This is a genomic window from Nitrobacter vulgaris, assembly GCF_002028545.1.
Lineage (GTDB): Bacteria > Pseudomonadota > Alphaproteobacteria > Rhizobiales > Xanthobacteraceae > Nitrobacter > Nitrobacter vulgaris.
Genome location: NZ_MWPQ01000058.1, coordinates 24,053 through 42,205, shown reverse-complemented (window position 1 = coordinate 42,205; position 18,153 = coordinate 24,053). Strand labels below are relative to the sequence as shown.

The 18,153-nt window shown below is 60.5% G+C and carries 15 protein-coding genes; 10 read left to right on the top strand and 5 right to left on the bottom strand.

Translation table 11 applies throughout. The annotated features are described in order from the left end of the window. Positions 1-86 precede the first annotated feature (86 nt). The 5 genes from B2M20_RS16815 to B2M20_RS16795 all read left to right on the top strand — a co-directional run bounded on the left by B2M20_RS16815 (position 87) and on the right by B2M20_RS16795 (position 8,699). A complete protein-coding gene (locus tag B2M20_RS16815; RefSeq protein WP_079448184.1) occupies positions 87-731 on the top strand; it encodes an OmpA family protein in 645 nt (214 codons plus the stop codon). Positions 732-933: 202 nt separating this feature from the next. Then, positions 934-2,409, top strand: a complete 1,476-nt coding sequence (locus B2M20_RS16810) for a caspase family protein (protein ID WP_173816051.1) — start codon at positions 934-936, stop codon at positions 2,407-2,409. 189 nt (positions 2,410-2,598) lie between these two features. Beyond that, positions 2,599-3,447 carry an efflux RND transporter periplasmic adaptor subunit gene (locus B2M20_RS16805; RefSeq protein ID WP_079448183.1) on the top strand — a complete coding sequence of 283 codons (849 nt, stop codon included), beginning with the start codon at positions 2,599-2,601 and terminating at the stop codon, positions 3,445-3,447. Then, complete coding sequence (locus B2M20_RS16800; RefSeq protein ID WP_079448182.1) at positions 3,447-6,572, top strand: efflux RND transporter permease subunit; 3,126 nt, start codon at positions 3,447-3,449, stop codon at positions 6,570-6,572. The genes B2M20_RS16805 and B2M20_RS16800 overlap by 1 nt, the downstream gene beginning before the upstream one ends. Before the next feature lie 195 nt (positions 6,573-6,767). Further along, a complete protein-coding gene (locus tag B2M20_RS16795) occupies positions 6,768-8,699 on the top strand; it encodes an AsmA family protein (RefSeq protein ID WP_079448181.1) in 1,932 nt (643 codons plus the stop codon). 134 nt (positions 8,700-8,833) lie between these two features. Here the strand turns inward: B2M20_RS16795 and B2M20_RS16790 are convergent, their stop codons facing one another. The 3 genes from B2M20_RS16790 to B2M20_RS16780 all read right to left on the bottom strand — a co-directional run bounded on the left by B2M20_RS16790 (position 8,834) and on the right by B2M20_RS16780 (position 10,284). Then, on the bottom strand, positions 8,834-9,445 hold the full coding sequence (locus B2M20_RS16790) for a pyridoxamine 5'-phosphate oxidase family protein (RefSeq protein ID WP_173816057.1): 612 nt from the start codon (positions 9,443-9,445) through the stop codon (positions 8,834-8,836). 247 nt (positions 9,446-9,692) lie between these two features. Then, a complete protein-coding gene (locus tag B2M20_RS16785) occupies positions 9,693-9,965 on the bottom strand; it encodes a hypothetical protein (protein ID WP_079448180.1) in 273 nt (90 codons plus the stop codon). A gap of 46 nt (positions 9,966-10,011) precedes the next feature. Next, complete coding sequence (locus B2M20_RS16780; RefSeq protein WP_079448179.1) at positions 10,012-10,284, bottom strand: hypothetical protein; 273 nt, start codon at positions 10,282-10,284, stop codon at positions 10,012-10,014. 724 nt (positions 10,285-11,008) lie between these two features. On the opposite strand from B2M20_RS16780, the gene B2M20_RS16775 reads away from it, so the two are divergent. Continuing rightward, the gene (locus B2M20_RS16775; RefSeq protein WP_420799323.1) at positions 11,009-12,049 is read left to right on the top strand and encodes an alpha/beta hydrolase; all 1,041 of its coding nucleotides are present in this window, start codon (positions 11,009-11,011) and stop codon (positions 12,047-12,049) included. Between the two features lie 150 nt (positions 12,050-12,199). Here the strand turns inward: B2M20_RS16775 and B2M20_RS16770 are convergent, their stop codons facing one another. Then, complete coding sequence (locus tag B2M20_RS16770) at positions 12,200-12,433, bottom strand: hypothetical protein (protein WP_079448178.1); 234 nt, start codon at positions 12,431-12,433, stop codon at positions 12,200-12,202. A 734-nt stretch (positions 12,434-13,167) separates the two neighbouring features. Here B2M20_RS16770 and B2M20_RS16765 point away from each other — a divergent pair. The 3 genes from B2M20_RS16765 (at position 13,168) to B2M20_RS16760 (ending at position 14,686) form a co-directional block, all read left to right on the top strand. Beyond that, entirely contained in the window at positions 13,168-13,416 is a 249-nt protein-coding gene (locus B2M20_RS16765; protein ID WP_244553572.1) for a hypothetical protein, read from the top strand. 98 nt (positions 13,417-13,514) lie between these two features. Next, positions 13,515-13,661, top strand: a complete 147-nt coding sequence (locus B2M20_RS19650) for a hypothetical protein (RefSeq protein ID WP_158081556.1) — start codon at positions 13,515-13,517, stop codon at positions 13,659-13,661. Between the two features lie 119 nt (positions 13,662-13,780). Beyond that, positions 13,781-14,686 carry an efflux RND transporter periplasmic adaptor subunit gene (locus tag B2M20_RS16760; RefSeq protein WP_079448176.1) on the top strand — a complete coding sequence of 302 codons (906 nt, stop codon included), beginning with the start codon at positions 13,781-13,783 and terminating at the stop codon, positions 14,684-14,686. A 229-nt stretch (positions 14,687-14,915) separates the two neighbouring features. On the opposite strand, the gene B2M20_RS16755 is transcribed toward B2M20_RS16760, so the two are convergent. Then, positions 14,916-15,791 (bottom strand): caspase family protein, encoded by an 876-nt coding sequence (locus B2M20_RS16755; RefSeq protein ID WP_079448175.1) that lies wholly within the window; start codon positions 15,789-15,791, stop codon positions 14,916-14,918. Between the two features lie 372 nt (positions 15,792-16,163). Here B2M20_RS16755 and B2M20_RS16750 point away from each other — a divergent pair, with 372 nt between their 5' ends. Beyond that, positions 16,164-17,897 carry a hypothetical protein gene (locus B2M20_RS16750; RefSeq protein WP_079448174.1) on the top strand — a complete coding sequence of 578 codons (1,734 nt, stop codon included), beginning with the start codon at positions 16,164-16,166 and terminating at the stop codon, positions 17,895-17,897. The last annotated feature ends 256 nt before the right edge of the window (positions 17,898-18,153 follow it).

Here is an 18,153-nt window from a genome sequence, read left to right as displayed (position 1 = left end):
TGCCAGTCACGTAGTGGTACCGCAGGTCGCCCATAGAATGCTGCGCGACAACCTATCGTGTGGCGGACCAATGAACAGAAAGGGAGATGATCATGTGGGTTCAGACGATTTCCGGAAAAAGGCTGAGGGCGGCCATTCTGGCGTCCGGCCTGGTTGTGATCGCCGCACCACAGGGCGCCTCGGCCGGCGACCTTTCCGCGCAGCAGATTATCGACGGACTTAAGACTTCGAAGACGCGTAGCCTGAGCGCGCCAACACGGCCAGCGCTGAGCCCCAGCGATCTGGATTTCGTCAGGAACGTGCGCGGCAAGACCCGCTCGCTGTCCATGGGTGATCGCGATCATCTGGCTGAGATTGCCGCCCAGCGCCCGAAGATCGATCTGGATATCAACTTCGATTTCGATTCTGCGGCCGTGACGCCGCGGACTGAGCCGCAGTTGCACAGCCTTGGGAAGGCGCTGACGAGCGACGAGCTGGCAGGCTCCGTCATCATGCTCGGTGGCCACACTGACGGCAAGGGCTCCGATGCCTACAATCATGACCTCTCTGAACGCCGCGCTGAAGCCGTGAAGCGATTCCTTATTGAGACATATAAGATTCCGGCGGAAAATCTGGTCGCGGCCGGATATGGAAAAGAGGGATACAAGAATTCTGCAGACCCGTTCTCTCCGGAAAACCGTCGCGTCGAGGTCGTCAACATGGCGGCGAAAGAGCAGGCCGCGAATAAATAATGCTGATATTGCCGCGCCGCGCTTATGCCGCACACTATGTCGCTCGCATGACTACGCAGCCCGATGTAGTCGTCGACGCGCTAGCCTTGCATTTTGTCGGCCGTTGACAGCCGCCGCGTCGTTGGTTTGAAAATGCGGATCGCGTAAGATAAGGTCGCCACGGCGCGGGCTGGAACGGCGTCTGACTTTGGACTGTCGTCGCATGAACATTCGGGTTGCGGTGCTGGCCGTGTTGACGCTGACGATGGTGCTTGCGATGGCGCCGTCGGTCGCATCGGCCGCGACCGACGGAAGCACGCGGATCGCGCTTGTCATCGGCAATGCCGTCTATCCGGACAGCGAAGCGCCGCTCAAGGAGCCGGTCAACGATGCCCGCGATGTTGCCGCCGAACTCAAGCACGACGGCTTCGATGTAGAAACCGGTGAAAATCTGACCGGCGAAGCCATGCGCCTCGCGCTGAAGCGTCTATACACTCGCATCAAGCCCGGCAGCGTCGCGCTGATCTTCTTCAGCGGATACGGCATCCAGTCCGGACGCCAAAGCTATCTCATCCCGGTCGACGCACAACTCTGGACCGAAGCGGATGTGCGCCGCGACGGCTTCAGCCTCGAGACCATTCTGGGTGAGATCAACAATCGCGGTGCAGGGGTCAAGATCGCGTTGCTTGACGCCTCCCGCCGCAATCCGTTCGAGCGCCGCTTCCGCAGCTTTTCGGCCGGTTTGGCTCCGGTGATCGCGCCGAGCGGAACGCTGGTGATGTATTCTGCGGCGCTGAGTTCGGTGTCCAGCGATGCCGGCACCGATCACAGCTTGTTCGTCAGCGAATTGCTGAAGGAGATCCGCGTCCCCGGCCTGACAGCTGAGGAAACGCTGAACCGCACCCGTGTCGGGGTGACGCGAGCCTCGCGCGCTGAGCAGGTGCCGTGGATTTCGTCGTCTTTGGCCGAGGATTTCCATTTTATTCCCGGCCGGGATGGCCAGCCTGATGTCGCCGCAACGCCATCGCTGCCGCCCAGCCCGCAGACCGAGGCTTTATCTCCATCCGTTTCGCCGTCCCCGCCCGCACCGACGCCTGTTGCGTCGGCGCCTCCGACGCCCAAAGCCTCATCAGGCCAAGCCAAACCTCCGGCGGAACCTCCGCCGCAAAGCCGGGATGACGGAAAGACCGCGCTGGCATTGGCCGACGATCCAACGATCAAATCGCTGACGACCAGGATCGCCGCCAAGGCAGACGATGCCAACGCACTGTATCGGCGTGGACAGGTCTATGCCAGCAAGGGCGCCTATGCACTCGCCATCAAGGATTTCGATGCGACGATCCGACTCAATCCGAAGGACGTTGAGGCCTACAACAATCGCTGCTGGACCCGGACTGTGATCGGCGAGTTGCCATCCGCGCGGCGAGACTGCGACGAGGCTCTCCGGTTGAGGCCGGATTTTGTGGATGCGCTGGACAGCCGCGGCCTGCTCAACCTGAAGAGCGGCGCGAACAAGGATGCGATCGCGGACTTCGATGCGGCGCTCAAGATCAACCCCAGGCTGACCTCCTCGCTTTACGGCCGGGGCCTTGCCAGGCAGCGCAGCGGCGCCGTCGCGGAGGGTAACCTGGACATCGCCAACGCCAAGGCAATGGATCCGGACATCGTGAAGGAGTTTACCGGATACGGCGTGCGCTGAGGTCGTGTACCTGCACGGCGATGATTTCGACCCGTTTGTTTTGCGATTACGGATGCGCCGTATAGGTTGTCGCCGTATCGATACACGCGGCGCGTTCAATGTGAGAATTGCAGGGTGAGGCAACTTTCGGATTCAGGATTTCGACCGCGATGCGCGCATAAGCTCGCCTCCGGCCTGTTTTTTGGCGCAATGGTGACGACTATCGGCGTCGTGAGCCCTTCGTACGCCGCCGATGACACCGGAACATCTGGAGGCGCCCTGGTGACGGTCGCTCGCGCGACCAATGCCTGCTTTTCCGACATGGTTCGTGTGACTGGCTTCGTTGTTGCGCGTCAGGAAGCGGTGGTCAGCCCCGACTCTGAAGGATCGCAGGTCACCGACGTGCTTGTCCGTGAGGGCGACACTGTCGCGCTGAATCAGGAACTGGCCCGGCTGACGCCACCGCCCGGCGGGAAATCGGGATCGGCCGTGCGCGCGCCTGCTGCGGGCCTCGTCACCCAAGTTCGTACCGCCGTCGGAGCGCCGGCCTCGCTACGAGCCGGGCCGATGTTCCGGATTGCAATCAATAATGAGGTTGAGCTGGATGCCGAGGTGCCGTCGATCCATGTGCTCAAGCTTAACCCGGGCGCGAGCGCGCGCGTCAGCCGCGAGGATGGGCCCGATCTGGTCGGCCACATCCGGCTGGTTTCGCCCGAGATCGATCGTAAAACCCAAATGGGTCATGTCCGGCTGTCTCTGAGCGAAGACCCGACGTTGCGGATCGGAATGTTCGCCCGCGCCAGCATCGACGCCAAGCGCAGTTGCGGCGTGGCCATTCCCCGATCCGCGATCGATCACCTGACGGTTCAGGTGGTAAACGGAGATGTCGTGGAGACGCGGCGCGTTCGCGTCGGATTGACGTCCGACGCCGCCGTCGAGATCCTGGAAGGATTGAAAGTCGGAGAAATCGTCGTGGCCGATGCCGGCACGTCGCTGCATGACGGCGATCGGGTTAAGGCCATATTCTCCGATGATCTCGATCGATCGCGAGCACGTTGATGGCCTCCAATATTTCCGCCTGGTCGATCCGGCATCCGCTCCCGTCCGTCCTCTTCTCGATAATATTGCTGATACTGGGCTGGGTCAGCTTCACCAAGCTCGCGATCACGCGGTTGCCGAGCGCGGATATCCCTGTGATCTCTGTGACGGTCTCGCAGTTTGGCGCTGCGCCCGCCGAACTCGAGTCACAAGTCACCAAGACTATCGAGGATGGCGTCTCGGGCGTCGAGGGCGTCCGTCATATTTCGTCCTCGATCACAGATGGCTTGTCGCTGACCACGATTCAGTTTGCGCTCGAGACCAATACGGACCGGGCGCTGAACGACGTCAAGGACGCCGTGACGCGGGTCCGCGCCAATCTCCCGCAGAACGTCAACGAGCCGCTGATCCAGCGTGTCGACGTCATCGGGTTGCCGATCGTCACCTATGCCGCGATCTCGCCCGGAAAAACGCCCGAACAACTGTCATACTTTGTCGATGACGTGGTCAAGCGGGCATTACAAGGCGTCCGTGGCGTCGCCCAGGTCGAGCGCATCGGTGGTGTCGAGCGTGAAATTCTGGTGTCGCTCGATCCGGATCGCCTGCACGCGGTGGGACTGACGGCGGTCGATGTCAGCCAGAGGCTGCGTGGCATCAACGTCGATGTCGCCGGGGGGCGAGCGGAGATTGGACAGAACGATCAGGCGATCCGGACCCTGGCCGGCGCCAAGACCCTCAACGAGCTGGCAGGCACGATGATTTCTCTGCCGGGTGGCAGCGAAATCCGTCTCGACGACCTCGGCACGGTGACTGACACCATCGCAGACCGTCGGACCTTTGCCCGCTTCAACGGCCAGCCGGTGGTCGCGCTCGGCATCAAACGCTCCAAGGGAGCGAGTGACGTTGTGGTGGCTAAGGCCGTGCAGAATCGGATCGACGCGCTGAAAGGGCAATATCCCGACGTCGATCTGAAGCTGATCGACTCCTCCGTCGAGTTCACCAAAGGCAACTATGAGGCGGCAATCTCGACTCTGTTCGAAGGCGCGACGCTCGCCGTCATCATCGTTTTTCTGTTCCTTCGCGACATCCGCGCCACCATTATCGCCGCGATCTCGCTGCCGTTGTCGATCTTTCCAGCCTTCTGGGCGATGGACATTCTCGGCTTCTCGCTGAATCTGGTCAGCTTCCTCGCCATCACACTTTCAACCGGTATTCTCGTCGACGACGCTATCGTTGAAATCGAGAACATCGTGCGCCACATGCGAATGGGCAAATCGCCCTACCGCGCCGCGCTCGAAGCTGCCGATGAAATCGGCCTCGCGGTGATCGCGATCAGCCTCACTATCATCGCGATTTTCGCGCCGGCGAGTTTCATGTCGGGCATCGCGGGGCAGTTCTTCAAGCAGTTCGGCATCACGGTGTCGGTGCAGGTGTTCTTCTCGTTGTTGGCCGCGCGTTTGGTGACGCCCGTACTCGCCGCTTACTTCATGAAGGACCATCCGCATGATCCACCGCCGCCGGGCCGCGTGCTGCGCGCCTATATCAGCCTCGTTACTTGGTCGGTGCGGCACTACATCATCACCGTCTTGATCGGCTTCGCGGTCTTTGCCGCCTCGATCTGGAGCATCAAGCTGTTGCCGCAGGGTTTCTTGCCGGCGCAGGACACCGCGCGCTCGCTGCTGGCGATGGAGCTGCCGCCGGGGTCGCAACTCGCTCATACCGAAAAGGTGACGGAAGAGATCGCGTCGCGGCTGCGCAAGCGGCCGGAGGTGATGAGCGTATTCGTGGACGGCGGGCGCGTGCCGCCAGGACTGCAGGAGGTGCGTCGTGCATCCCTGATCATCAACTATACCCCGAAGCAAGACCGCAACATCACCCAGCGGGAACTTGAACTCTCGATCGGGCAGGAACTCGAAAGTGTTCCCGACATCCGTTACTGGTTCCTTGACGAGAACGGCTTGCGCGCGGTTTCGCTTGTGGTGACCGGAGCCGACATCGGTATCGTCAGCAATGTTGCGAACGAGTTGGCGACGCAGATGAAGCGCATTCCGCTGATTGCCAATGTCACGCCGGAGACGTCGCTCGACCGTCCCGAACTCAGAATCCAGCCGCGAGCCGATCTCGCCGCGCGTCTCGGAGTATCGACCGAGCAACTCTCGCAAACCATTCGCGTGGCGACGATCGGCGACGTTGGCCCGGCGTTGGCGAAGTTTGATGCCGGTGACCGCCAGGTTCCAATCCGCGTGCAACTCGATGAGGACGCGCGCTCCGATTTGAAGATGCTGGAGCAGATGCGCGTGCCGATCGGTGGCGGCCGCGGTCATGTCCCGCTTTCCGTCGTTGCCGATATCAGGCTGGATCAAGGCCCCACCAACATCAACCGCTACGACCGCGAGCGGCAGGCCACCGTTGCGGCCGACCTCGTCGGCACGGCCGCGCTCGGCGACGCGACCAAGAAGATCAACGATCTGCCGGTGATGAAGACCTTGCCCAAGGGCGTGAAGGTCAGTCCTTCGGGCGACGCTGAGAGCCTGAATGAGCTATCTGAAGGATTCGCAACGGCGATCACGGCCGGACTGATGATGGTTTATGCGGTTCTGGTGCTGCTGTTCGGCACGTTCCTGCAACCGATCACCATCCTGTTCTCGCTGCCGTTATCGATCGGCGGCGCGATCATGGCCTTGCTGCTCACCGGTAAGCAGCTCACGACACCCGTCTGGATCGGCATCCTGATGCTGATGGGCATCGTCACAAAGAACGCGATCATGCTGGTGGAGTTCGCGGTCGGATCAATCCGCGGAGGCCACGCGCGGGAAGAGGCGATCATCGATGCCGGCATGAAGCGCGCTCGCCCGATCGTCATGACGACCGTCGCGATGGTCGCGGGCATGATGCCGAGCGCGCTGGCGTTCGGTGCCGGCGGTGAATTCCGCTCGCCGATGGCGCTCGCGGTGATCGGCGGCCTTCTGTTTTCGACGATGCTCTCGCTCGTGTTCGTGCCTGCGATGTTCCTGCTGATGGATGATGTCGGAAAGTTCATCTGGCGCCACAGCAAACGGCTATTCACCTCGGGCGCGGATCTCGCCGAGCCGGTAGCCGCAGAACAAAAGCCGCCGAACGCCGTCTCGCTTCCGGGCGCCGAATAAGCGCTATAGCCGTTCCGCTTCTAACGGAATCAGAAGCGGGGTTCTCAGATTCTGATCTGACGCGTTTCTGGCGAATGTCAAATTCACTCCACTAGCCCTTTCGGGCCAGTTTGACACGACATCTCCATATTCAACGCGGAATCACATTGCTGTTCAATTTCTGACGGTTTGCATGCAAGGACACGCTGTTTCGAGATGACAAGAGCACTGAAAATCGCAGGCGTCGTCGCAGCCAGCCTGATCGTGATCGTCATCGTGATTCTCGTAACCGGATTTCCTTCCGGTTACGTCGCGTCGCTGGTGCAGGACCGGATCGAGCGCGACACGGGGTACCGGATTGCGATCAAAGGCACGATCGGCATCGACCTATGGCCGTCGCTCGGATTCGCGCTGCGTCACGTTACGTTCGATCATCCGGGAAAGGAAGCGACAGATGCGCAGCTTGCCGTGGGGGAAGTCCGCGCCCGTCTCGAGTTTGCGAGCCTCCTGTCGGGAACTTTAAAGATCTCGGAACTGGGTATCGATCGCCCCACGCTGCGGGTGCCGCTGCTTCGTGAACGCACCGGCAGCGGCGTTTCATCCAGGTCAGACCGCTCCGAAGAGACAGCGGGAGGCAATACGGAATTTCCGGTCGACCGGGTGACGGTTTCCAACGGCACGATCGTTTTCTTCGATCCGCAAACGGGCTGGGAGAATCGCGTCGATGGTGTGAACGCGAGCGTAACGCTTGGTGCTGACCGGCGAATCAACATCACGGGCGAGGCGCGTCCTGGCGACCGTCCGCTGACATTCGCCATGGCAGCAACGCAGCCTGCAGGTTCGCTCGGGCGTCGAAATATCCCGACCGAATTGAAACTCGAGATTTTAGGTGCGCGGACCCGCCGACTGACAGCCAGGGCCGAGGTCCGGATCAACGGGGAGATGCTTCTCATCAATGGCTTGTCCGGATCGTTCGACGACGGAAAGTTCAACGGCTGGGCATCGGTCGATCTTTCGAGCAAGCCGCTTGTGAAAGTCGATCTCGATTTTCAGCGGCTCGACCTCGGCGCAGCAGCGAGCCAGCCTTCGGCACCGCGCTCCGGCGCGCAACCATGGAGCGATGCGCCGATCGATGTCAGCGGGCTAAAGTATGTCGACGCGCAGGCGACGATTTCAGCGGCGGAACTAAATATCGGCCGAGCGCGCTTTGCGCCGGCCCAGGTCGAGACCGCCATCGATCGCGGCGTGTTGAAAGCGTCATTTTCGAACCTCGGCGCCTATGACGGGCGAGCCAATGGCAGCCTGTCGATCGACGTGTCTCCGAACGATCCGTCCTACGCGCTCAAGGCTGACGTGAGCGGTGTTCGCGCGCTGCCGCTGTTGTCGAGCCTTGCCGACTTCGACAATGTCGATGGCAGGATGCGGGCGACAGCCGACGTCCGCGGCACTGGCGTCAGCGCGCGCGCGATCATGTCGAGCCTCACTGGGACAGCTTCGATCGACGTCCGCGACGGTGCGATCCGCAACCTCAACATTGCGAGAATGATCCGTGCGTTGACGTCCGGTACTCTGTCGGGGTGGCAGGAGCGCCCTGATCAGGCCACTGACATGTCGCAACTCAGCGCAACCGCGACCATCGCGAAAGGACAGGCCACCACGAACGACCTGTTTCTAACCGGCCCACTTGTGCGGATGAGCGGTGCCGGCACCGTCGATCTCGGCTCGAAGATGCTGGCATTCCGGGTCGAGCCGAAACTCGTTATGACCACCGAGGGCCAAGGGGCGCCCGCCGATCCGATCGGCCTCGGCATTCCGGTCGTCGTGCAAGGGACATGGAGTGAGCCGCGCATCTATCCTGACGTAGCCGGCATTCTGGACGATCCCGGCGCGGTCTATGCGAAGCTGAGGGAATGGGGGCAGGGATTGTTCGGCCGCAGCGCGAGCGGCAGTTCTGACCAGTCCGGCCCCAGCATCGGAGAGACCCTTGATACCTTGATCCGGCAAGGTCTCGGCTCAGGAACGGATCCCGCTCCTGACGAACCTCCCGCTAAGGACAAGCCTTCTCAAGGACCGTCGCACCAAAACGTGCCATCCCGAGACAAGCCGCCACCTCTCGATGAGATGATGAAACAACTGTTCGGCCGCTAGAGCGTTTTCGAGCGAAGTAGATCCGGTTCGCGTGAAGAAAATGCGTCCAATCAAAAATATTGAGTCCGATTCAACTGTGTTGAATCAAACGCTCTGTTGCAGGATCGCAATGGCGCGCCGGACGTGGAGGCGCATTACCACATCGTCTGCCGCGCGCGCTCGAGCCACGCCTTGTCATATTCCTCGCCGCCGACGCGGCTCTTGCTCATCTCCGCGAGGATTTCTCCGGGCGTCGGCAAGCTCTTGGGGTCGACGTGCCTGTCCGGATCCCAGAGGTGCGAACGGATGATGGCGCGCGCGCATTGAAAGTAAATTTCCTCCACGGTCATGACGATGACCGAACGGGGTGTTTTGCCTTCGACTCCAAACGACGCGAGCAGCTCGGGGTCGGCTGACACCAGCGCGCGGCCGTTGACGCGCAGGGTGGTGCCGGATCCCGGGATCAGAAACAGAAGCGCGGCCTTTGGATCGCGGATGAGATTTCGCAGCGAATCGATGCGGTTGTTGCCGCGCCGATCCGGAATGATCAACGTGAGATCGTCATGAACCCGAACGAAGCCGGGCAGATCGCCGCGCGGCGAGCAGTCAAGCCCTTCCTCCCCGCAGGTCGCCAAGATGGCGAACGGGGAGCTTTCGATCAGCGCGCGATAGGACGGCGTGATCCGCTGCGCCACCTTGATCGTCGCCGCCTCGCCCGGCTGGCCATAAATGGCCTCGAGCTGCTCGATCGTCTCGATGGCGGTCACCACGATTGCTACTCCCTGCGCTGAGACGGCCTTTCCCACCCTGGATCGTCCGGTTGGATTGCCATCCTATACAGCGCGGCGCGCGTCTGTAAAACTGCGTGCCCCAAGCCTGGCAATGTTGTGAACTGTCCAGGCGGCACCCTCATGGATAGCGCAATAGTCCTCGGGCAGGAGATCGCCTGCATTCCAGCAGGCGCGCCATGTCCGGTTTGGCAGGATCACCTTTGAGTCGTCGGCACTCTCGTGGTTACGCTGTCGACTTAAGCTGCATAATCCGGAGCACATCAAAAATCAGCACAATCAACTGCGCGCCGCCGTAAATCAAAAACGCCAAATAAAATTTCGGCTGCCCGCCGTCCGCTGCGGAGGCCAGTGTCCCCGCTGCCACGGCAATTATAGCGCTCACGGCATTGACGCATACGGCCTTGCCGATTGTGTCCGGCCACTTCCTGGCAACCAGCCCGACCAGCCGCGATATCAGGTAGGTCGCCACCAAAGCCACAACGATAATAAAGAGCATCGATCCTCCGACTGAATCCGAAATGAAGTAAGCGACGGCCCCGTCGCTAAATTAGTCTCCTCTTTTTAGCGAAGTGATGCAGGATATCTACTCCGGAGCCATAAACTTCCCCATACCGGATGCTGTTCGCTGTCGCCTCTTTGGAAGAGATGATCGTCGCCTTCCGGAAGAAGACGACAGCTTCCACCGCAAGGATCCCTGATTTTAGCTCCTTCTTGGCGGTTCTCTCAGCCAACGGTGCAGCTCGAAAGCCACGCTTTGTGGGCGTCGGCTTTGTGACGGCGGGCCGTATGCCGCCGTCACGGGCAGTGACGATCATCGGGTCGTCATTGATTGCTGCGTGTCATCCCGGACCCGTCGGTCGATCCTGGGACCCGACCGGGTGGGCGCTTCAAGTATATCGACACGGTGCATTGCTTTTTTGGGTTGTCGCAAACGTAATTGCATATTGTGCTGCCACAGGCTCCACTACACTTGGTTTTACCCTCACACTGCTTTTTCACGTCGGCCTGTGTCGTGTTGAGCACCGTGACCGCCGATGCCTCGCTTGCAAAAAAACCGAAGACGGCAAGAGTAGTCATAGCGAAGATGAATTTCCGCATTTTAGCTCTCCGTCGGTTAAACGATGGTTCCAGACCCTTGTGCGGTTAACTCGGAGCTCCAGATTTTCTGGTGATCCGACATCAGCCTCCGCGAAAAGCGCTAAATTATTGAGATCAGAACCAGTGAAAAGCGCGCCAAATTGGCGGCAAACTTGCCAAGACAACCTAGCCAAGGGAGGTGCGCAGCGATTTCTCGTCTGCCCAATGGCCCGGTAAGAGTGCTGAGGCATGGCCAACACCACGGCATGCGTCGTCGGTCCGAAGCTTGCGCTAGCCATCTTGCTAACCACGCCATACCAATACCGGCTATACAAATACCCTGGGTCAGAGACAATCTGCGGGCGGCCTCGGGAACCGAGGCCTGCTCGCATCAATTCAATATGTCCGCATTCTCGCCGCGATTGCCGTGCACCACGCTCCGATCGTGGGGACACCTGCAAATTGTCACATCATGTTCACCAACCGTCGCTCGCGTCCCGCCGCGCTGTGTTACGCGCGTTTGCAGGCGCCGCCTGCACGTTGACTCTCGGCGCGTCCGTCGGCGGCTGCACCAGTGCCGCTCTCTCCTCCGGCGGCGCGACCTTCGATGCCGCCGAACTCTCCACCAATCCGACGCTTCTCGTCGCCACCACACGCAAGCCTGTGAACGGTGCGCGCGCCAAGCCCTGGTATGGGTCTGAACGAGCCGCGCGACTGAACGTCGCTCGCGCCAAGCTCACACCGCCAAGCGGGGGGCGCTTCTCACTCAACGCCGTCGGGCTGGACGATTGGCGCCTGGACGCAATCGAGCCGACCAGCCAAATCGGCGACCTCTACGCTGAACCAGGCGGCACCCGTGACGTGCTTATCTACGTGCACGGCTTCAACCAGACCTTTGAAAACGCGGCGCTCGACGCCGCCCGAATCTCCGAAGGCATCCGCTTTCGCGGCGAGACCATGGTGTTTTCTTGGCCTTCGAAAGCGAGCCTGCTCGACTACGGCTACGACCGAGAGAGTGCGATGTGGTCGCGCGACGCGCTTGATCAAGTGTTGACCGGGCTGATGGCGAGTCCGATCACTGGCCGTATCCACATCGTCGCGCATTCGGTCGGCACCATGCTGACGATGGAGGCGCTGCGCCAGATTTGCGCGCGGCAGCCGGCGGCAGGCGATCGCATCGGAGCCGTTGTCTTCGCTTCGCCCGACATCGACCTCGATGTCTTCACCTCCTCGGTCGCGCGCGTCGGCCCGCTCGCCGGGAAGATCACGGTCGTCACCGCTACCAACGACCGCGCGTTGGCTCTCTCGGGCTTCCTGGCCGGTGGCATCACCCGCGTCGGCGCTGCCGAAAAGGCCAAACTTGAGCAACTTGGGCTGCGCGTCATCGACGCCTCGGCGCAGGGTTGGGGCTTTATCAACCACGACCTGTTTCTGTCTAACGCGAAGGTCCGTCAGGTCATTCGACGCGCCATTGACGGACGCCCCCCGGTTGACGGGGCCTGAGGCGTCCTGGCTGCGCATCAGGGCGCATTAGCGTCTGCTGATAGCGGCTTGCGACACCCAACATGCTTATCGTGATCTGCGCGACGACCCGGTCATGTGGTGACCGCCTATGACCGGATCCCTGCGGAAACCTGCCGGCGCGGCATCCTGTCACGTCAGGCCAAAAAGCTTTATCAGAATGAGACTAACGACGAGCGCCAGCACCGTCGCCATGATCTTGATTTGACGCAAGGCTCTCCCGTTATGAAAGGCGTTGCTAGCCGCGGCCATGAGGAGTTCGCGGTCCGTCATGGAATCGAAGTCGGGGCCAAGCGATTTGTCGGCCTGGGCTTTGGGCGCTTCGATGCGTGTCTGGTCGTGGTCGGAGGTCGTGGGAGTTGCCATATGAGACTGACTTTCGATCTTTCGACGGAGGATGACGACCTGTGTCGGCGGAGGTGGCTTCGGCAATTCACTTTAGATGACGGAGTGATCGCATGTCAGAAGGCGTGGTTAGCTCAAATGGATATACTCACTGCCACGGTGACTGCCTGCGTTTGTCATATCTGGTAGCGCTGGCTGAACCTCACCATCCCGGATTACTCGGCTTTAGCCGATTTGGCCAGATCTAAGGTCGGTGGAGACCGACTCTATGGCGGCGTCCCATATTTGGAAAGCGCGACGACGAATCGTGGTTGAAGCGAGAGCGACTTGCGCTCCCGACGTTATCAGAACGGAAAGACGTTGGCATCGCTGCGATTGTCATCCTCACGTTGCGCTGGCGCTCGCCAAACAATCATCAATCGCGTCCCTCGTCGTGGCGATGGCTGAAGTCGAGCTATCGAATGCGGCTCGCTAGAATTGTCTTCGAGAGTTCGGCGCATTCAAACCGGAGAGGAGACTAGTTGAGTCAAGAGCTTTACGTTCGAAGCTGCGCGCGATGTTCGAAAGTGAAATCCCTATGCGGAATGCGCAGGGGTGCTCCGACGCTGGCGTGGGAAGTAAATGAAGCGATGTATAGTAAGACATACATTCCCTTTGACGGAAGAAAACTCGCCGGAAGGCCGGCGGCTTGCGTCGCGGATCGTTGTCCGGACGATTGATGCGCGTGAAGGGGAAGTCAGGAAGAAAAGAAAATGATGACAGATGCAGATAAAGTAGGGTTTGGAAATCGCCTTGCAAAACTTGTCGCTGACAAGCATTGGACAGAGGCGGAATTTGCTCGCAAAGCATCGAAGCTGTTTCGCGGCACCCAGGATTTTCGCCGTTGCGATATCTCACTCTACATGCGCGGCATTCAGTTTCCGGATCCTTCGCGTCTGAAGGCGATTTGCGATACACTCGGAGTTGAAGAAAAAGCGCTGAGACAAAAGTTCGCGTCGACGTAAGGCACGAGTCGAAGCACAACCCCGCTCCGGCGGGGTTTCTCGTGCTGTCTGCAAAGATTGAGGTTGGTTGAGGAGCGTGAGCTTATTGCAGCGCGGCCATGGCATGGTCGATCGACCGGGTCGACGCGACTGAATTGGCGCCGCTGGTTCTGAAAGGCTTCCCCTATCTGATCGCGGCCGTCGATATCCATCGCCGCGAGATCACGCCGAGCGCGGACCTATACGCTCGGGCGCAGGCCGCATGAAGCTTGTCGTGCTTCCGATCGTGCCGGTTGTTGAAACGCGATCGTGGCTTGATTATAGCGTTCTCAAGCGAAGTGGATCGCGTTCTCGCAGCGATTTTCCCGGAAAGAGTCTTTGATCAATGTCCACGAAACTTCCGGGTCCGCACTACATTACAATGCAGGTTCTCGCTCTCGCCGTTGTGCTGGTGGCAACCATCATTGCTCCGTCGGGATTGTCCGCGGATGAACAGGTTGCTCCGAATGCGGCCGCCGTTAGCGTCCTGAAAGCCACCAGATCCTGCTTCTTGGCGAGCGTCCAGGTAACGGGAATCCTGATCCCGAAGAATGAGACCGCGGTGCGGCCGGAGCGGCCGGGCTTGAAGGTCGCTGAGGTTCTGGCAGAGCCGGGACAGAACGTCACCGCCGGGCAGGCGCTTGCCCGCGTGACTCGGCCCGAAGGCGGAACGATCCTGGTTTCTTCTCCGGTGGCGGGACTCGTTAGCCGTTCGTCTGCCGAGATCGGGGCGGTGGCGTCGGGCAAGGGGGAGGCGTTGTTCAATATTGTCACAGGCAACGAGTTCGATCTGGTGGGTCAGGTGCCGAGCAGCGACCTGGCGAAACTCGCGGTCGATCAGACCGTTAAGGTCAAGGCCGTCGGTGCCGGCGAAATGGACGGCAAGGTCCGACTGATTGCGCCGACGGTCGAACCGAACAGCCAACTCGGGCAGGTCTTCATCTCCGTTGACCCCAGCAAGCACCTGTTGGTCAATGCGTTTGGCCGCGCGATCATCAAGACCGGCGAAAGCTGCGGCATTGCGGTGCCCCTGACCGCGATCCTGTATGGAAACGCGGGCGCAGTGGTTCAGGTCGTCCGGCGTCAGCGTGTTGAAATGCGGCACGTCGAGGTTGGATTGCGATCGGGAGGGCAGGTTGAGATCCGCGAGGGATTGTCGGAAGGCGACGTTGTGGTGGCGCGCGCGGGCGCCTTGCTACGCGAAGGTGATCCGGTCAGACCGATCGCCATGGAAGCGAGTGCGGCCCGCTAGATCTCTCCCGGATTTCGGGAGTGGGTCGCCGCGGTGAGCGCTCCTCGTCCAAGGAAAGGATCGGGCGACGGTTTCGATCTCTCGATGCTGGATCGGCCGAAGCGTCTGCCTCACGGCAGGACAGGTCTTTTCGAGCGAAGTGGCTACCGATTCGCGTGAGGGAAACGCGTCAACGAAAACAGAGACCCCTGCTTCTGTTTCAATCAGAGCGGAGGGCTCTCAGCGCTAGCTATCGTTCTTTGTGCGCGGCCACCGCCGCATCAGACCTGAAAGGTACGCCCTGAGCCAGCGAGGACGACACGGTTGGGACCTGTTCCCCTTCGCTCGCACGCGAAACCGCTACGCGAGTCCTGCTGAAAACGGCTTCGGCGTCCGCATCCGACTTATCGAGATTCTTGAGCAATTCAGCCATCAGCAGGCTGTATTGTCCGCTTGATTCGTCGATGACCCGTCCTGGCGTGGCCGAGGACAGGATCAGCGCGTTGTCCGGCACGTTGATCGGCGCAAGACCGTGCGAGTAGGAGCGAAAGCGCCGTTCATACGGATTGCGCCGCGATGCGTCGATCACGGCGAGCTTGACCTTGGCGGCGCGCTCCTTCATCGCCCCGAGAACGGTTTCGACGGAGAGCCCGTCGCGCCGAACGTCGGCTTCCTTCCAGATCTGCGCATTGACCGGGATCATGTAGCTCTCGCGCCCAGACTGAATGCCGAACCCGCTGAAGAACAGCAGCGCCGTCGTATCTGGACCGATCTTTGATTCCAGACGGCGGACCGCGCGGGACATGTCGTCCTTGTCGGCATCCTCGACCATGATGACGTCGAAGCCGTCGCGCCGCAGAACCGTTGCCAGCGCCCGGGCATCGTTGAGGGACTGTTTCAAGGGCTGGTTCGCATCCGGGTAGTGCCCGTTGCCGATCACCAGCGCGACCCGCGACGACTTGACGGCGATGCTGCCGGTCGTGTCCTCGACGTCGAGGGCCTTCGCGACCTCCACGCTGCGCTTGTTAAAGGCTGCATGGGCTCCGATCGCCAGCGATACCATCCCGACGAAGACTGCGGCCAATGTGAAGGACCGTGGGGAAACGCGAAACTGCCCGAACTTCATAACAATCGATTCCCGGTCGCGCTCAATTGCGCTTGTAAGTCGCGCCAACGCCAGATTGGTTTCAGGGAGCGCCTGACCTATTGCGGTCAATTACGCTCGTTTTGCGGCACCGCAGCATAAGAAAGGGTCATACATCGCGGCTCCTCAATGAGCAACATGAAACCTTTATTTATTGGAAACACAATTGGTTAAGCAACGTTACGGCCGCGAAAGTTAGGAGGGCCGGACGTCCGATAATCAAGCAAGTGTTACCGATGGCCGGATGCCGTGGCTTGGTGGTCGCCATTTGTTATTTTTCACTATTCGTGTAATTTTTCCAATAGCTTGGCTGGAACAAGCCTTGAGCGCGCATGGGGACGCCGAAAGAAAATCATGACTGCTCGCCATGTGGCCGGCGCTGTCTACCGCGCGCTGACGAACCGTAAGGACGGCCCGACACTGTACGATGTGTGCGATCCTGTGCTGTTGCGCCACCAGGGTGGCGACGGCCATCTCGCCAGATTCTACAAGACCGCGCTGGCGAATCCGGCACTGCGCCCGCTGTTGCGGCGCGCCGGCCTGCCAGAACTGAGGGACCAGACCAGTTTTCAGGAACTGCAAAACGCGCTGCGACAAGCGCGGGACGATGAAACGCCGGATTGGGCGACGATCGGCCGACCGGTGGCCGCATTACTGGACACGGTGACTTTGAGCCATCCCCGGCCCGGAGCAATGTCCCGCTCTGCGCCTGAGCCGAGCCTTGCCGATATCGAGCGCGTTATCCGGACCTGCGGCGCGCATCTGCTTCAATCATTTCGAAACAACGGGTTCATCCCCACCTTTGCGGCGTTCAATCTAATCGGCGATCCCGATCTGCGTGGTCGGGATTTTCTCGCCGCCCTTACCGGGCTCGACGCGCGCGGCTACAAGAACTCGACGCTGCTCTTTAATCTAGCGCGGGTCTTCATTGCGCGGTCGCCGGCACGCGACGTGATCAACCCGCCGTGGCGCGGCATCGCCGAACCGATGTGGGAGCCGGTTCAGATCCGCCATCGCTCGGCCTATTACGATGCATTCTTCACCGAGGCGCTGTTGAGTTTTGCCGAAACCGGTCTTGCCACGCTTGCGGAAACCAATGCGATCCGCCGCGCGAGCAATGAGATGATCGATTTCTGCCTTAAAACCAGCCGCGAGGAGGTGTTTTCGCGCGACGGTAGCCGGGTCAGCGTGATCACGGCGCTGGCGCCGAATCCCCATCCGCGGTTCAGCCGGTTTTTCACACACATCAAGCAGAATCTCGGCTTCGGCATTTACGTCCCGGACTGCGACACCACAGCCTGTTCGTTTTCGGCCGCCACGCAAGTCGGCTCGAACGATCCGATCCTTGATCAGCCCTTGCTCGATTTCTACGCCGGCTATCAGGTTGATAGCGGCGCCAATGAACCGCTTGTGACTGTGCCATTGAACGACAACATTGATTACGACGGCGGCATCGTCACCTGGATCGACAATCTCGCGGGCGACCGTCCTTACGGCAACGATCTCGATCCTACCCTCAATCTCGATGTCCTCGAGGTCAGCTTCCGCAACTGTTCGCGGTGGCGCATTCTTGAGACGCCGCAACGCCTGCAAACGGTGCAGCGGATCATCCGCTTCCAAAAACGCCTGGTCGAGAGCGGCGCGTTCAGCGATCCCAGATCGCATATCTACTATCTGCCGGAGCTTTATTGCGCCTACTTCGGACGTTGTTACGCCGCATTCGCGATGCTGCCGGATGCTGCCCGTCAGGCGATCGATCCCGATGACAGCTTCGGCTACATGCGCGGCCGGGTTCTGGTCTATGTGCAGGACATCCTGATCGCCGCCGAAATGAACGCGTTCGATGCGGCGCTGGCGCTCATCGCCTTAGGTCATCTCGGCGCGGATCGGGCGGCTTTCACGCCTGCGCTGAACTGCATCGTCAGCCACGCCGGCGAAGGCGGACGGCGCGGACCCTTCAGGGCTTATGAATGGAACAAGATGAAAACTCCGACCCGCATCGTGGTGGGTGGTCCGGAGGTGACCTCCGCCTTCGTGCTGATGGGGCTAGCGCTGGCACGCAAGGCGATGAAACGAGCAGAGCACTAGACTACTGTCTGGCTTACCATTCGGATGAGGCCAGCGACACGTCCGGAGCGCGCCGCTAATGATGCTTTGCCAAGTCCTTTTACGAGGAGGCAAAGCGCTAGCGAGTGACATTCCCTGACGCGCTAGCCCGATGCACCGCAAGGGAAGGCGAACGGTCGGTATACCGATAATCCCCTTGGCCAATTTGCTCTGCACGCTCCGGATTCCGTCAGAACCTCCTGAATGACGACATTCGTTTTCATCAATCATACAAGAA

What these genes read in the sequence shown, in the direction of transcription:
- B2M20_RS16760 (WP_079448176.1), top strand. Translation starts at nt 13,781, where the DNA reads ATGTCCACGAAACTTCCGGGTCCGCACTACATTACAATGCAGGTTCTC.
- B2M20_RS19650 (WP_158081556.1), top strand. Translation starts at nt 13,515, where the DNA reads ATGGCATGGTCGATCGACCGGGTCGACGCGACTGAATTGGCGCCGCTG.
- B2M20_RS16810 (WP_173816051.1), top strand. Translation starts at nt 934, where the DNA reads ATGAACATTCGGGTTGCGGTGCTGGCCGTGTTGACGCTGACGATGGTG.
- B2M20_RS16815 (WP_079448184.1), top strand. Translation starts at nt 87, where the DNA reads ATGATCATGTGGGTTCAGACGATTTCCGGAAAAAGGCTGAGGGCGGCC.
- B2M20_RS16795 (WP_079448181.1), top strand. Translation starts at nt 6,768, where the DNA reads ATGACAAGAGCACTGAAAATCGCAGGCGTCGTCGCAGCCAGCCTGATC.
- B2M20_RS16800 (WP_079448182.1), top strand. Translation starts at nt 3,447, where the DNA reads ATGGCCTCCAATATTTCCGCCTGGTCGATCCGGCATCCGCTCCCGTCC.
- B2M20_RS16805 (WP_079448183.1), top strand. Translation starts at nt 2,599, where the DNA reads ATGGTGACGACTATCGGCGTCGTGAGCCCTTCGTACGCCGCCGATGAC.
- B2M20_RS16770 (WP_079448178.1), bottom strand. Translation starts at nt 12,433, where the DNA reads ATGGCAACTCCCACGACCTCCGACCACGACCAGACACGCATCGAAGCG.
- B2M20_RS16755 (WP_079448175.1), bottom strand. Translation starts at nt 15,791, where the DNA reads ATGAAGTTCGGGCAGTTTCGCGTTTCCCCACGGTCCTTCACATTGGCC.
- B2M20_RS16785 (WP_079448180.1), bottom strand. Translation starts at nt 9,965, where the DNA reads ATGCTCTTTATTATCGTTGTGGCTTTGGTGGCGACCTACCTGATATCG.
- B2M20_RS16750 (WP_079448174.1), top strand. Translation starts at nt 16,164, where the DNA reads ATGACTGCTCGCCATGTGGCCGGCGCTGTCTACCGCGCGCTGACGAAC.
- B2M20_RS16765 (WP_244553572.1), top strand. Translation starts at nt 13,168, where the DNA reads ATGACAGATGCAGATAAAGTAGGGTTTGGAAATCGCCTTGCAAAACTT.
- B2M20_RS16780 (WP_079448179.1), bottom strand. Translation starts at nt 10,284, where the DNA reads ATGATCGTCACTGCCCGTGACGGCGGCATACGGCCCGCCGTCACAAAG.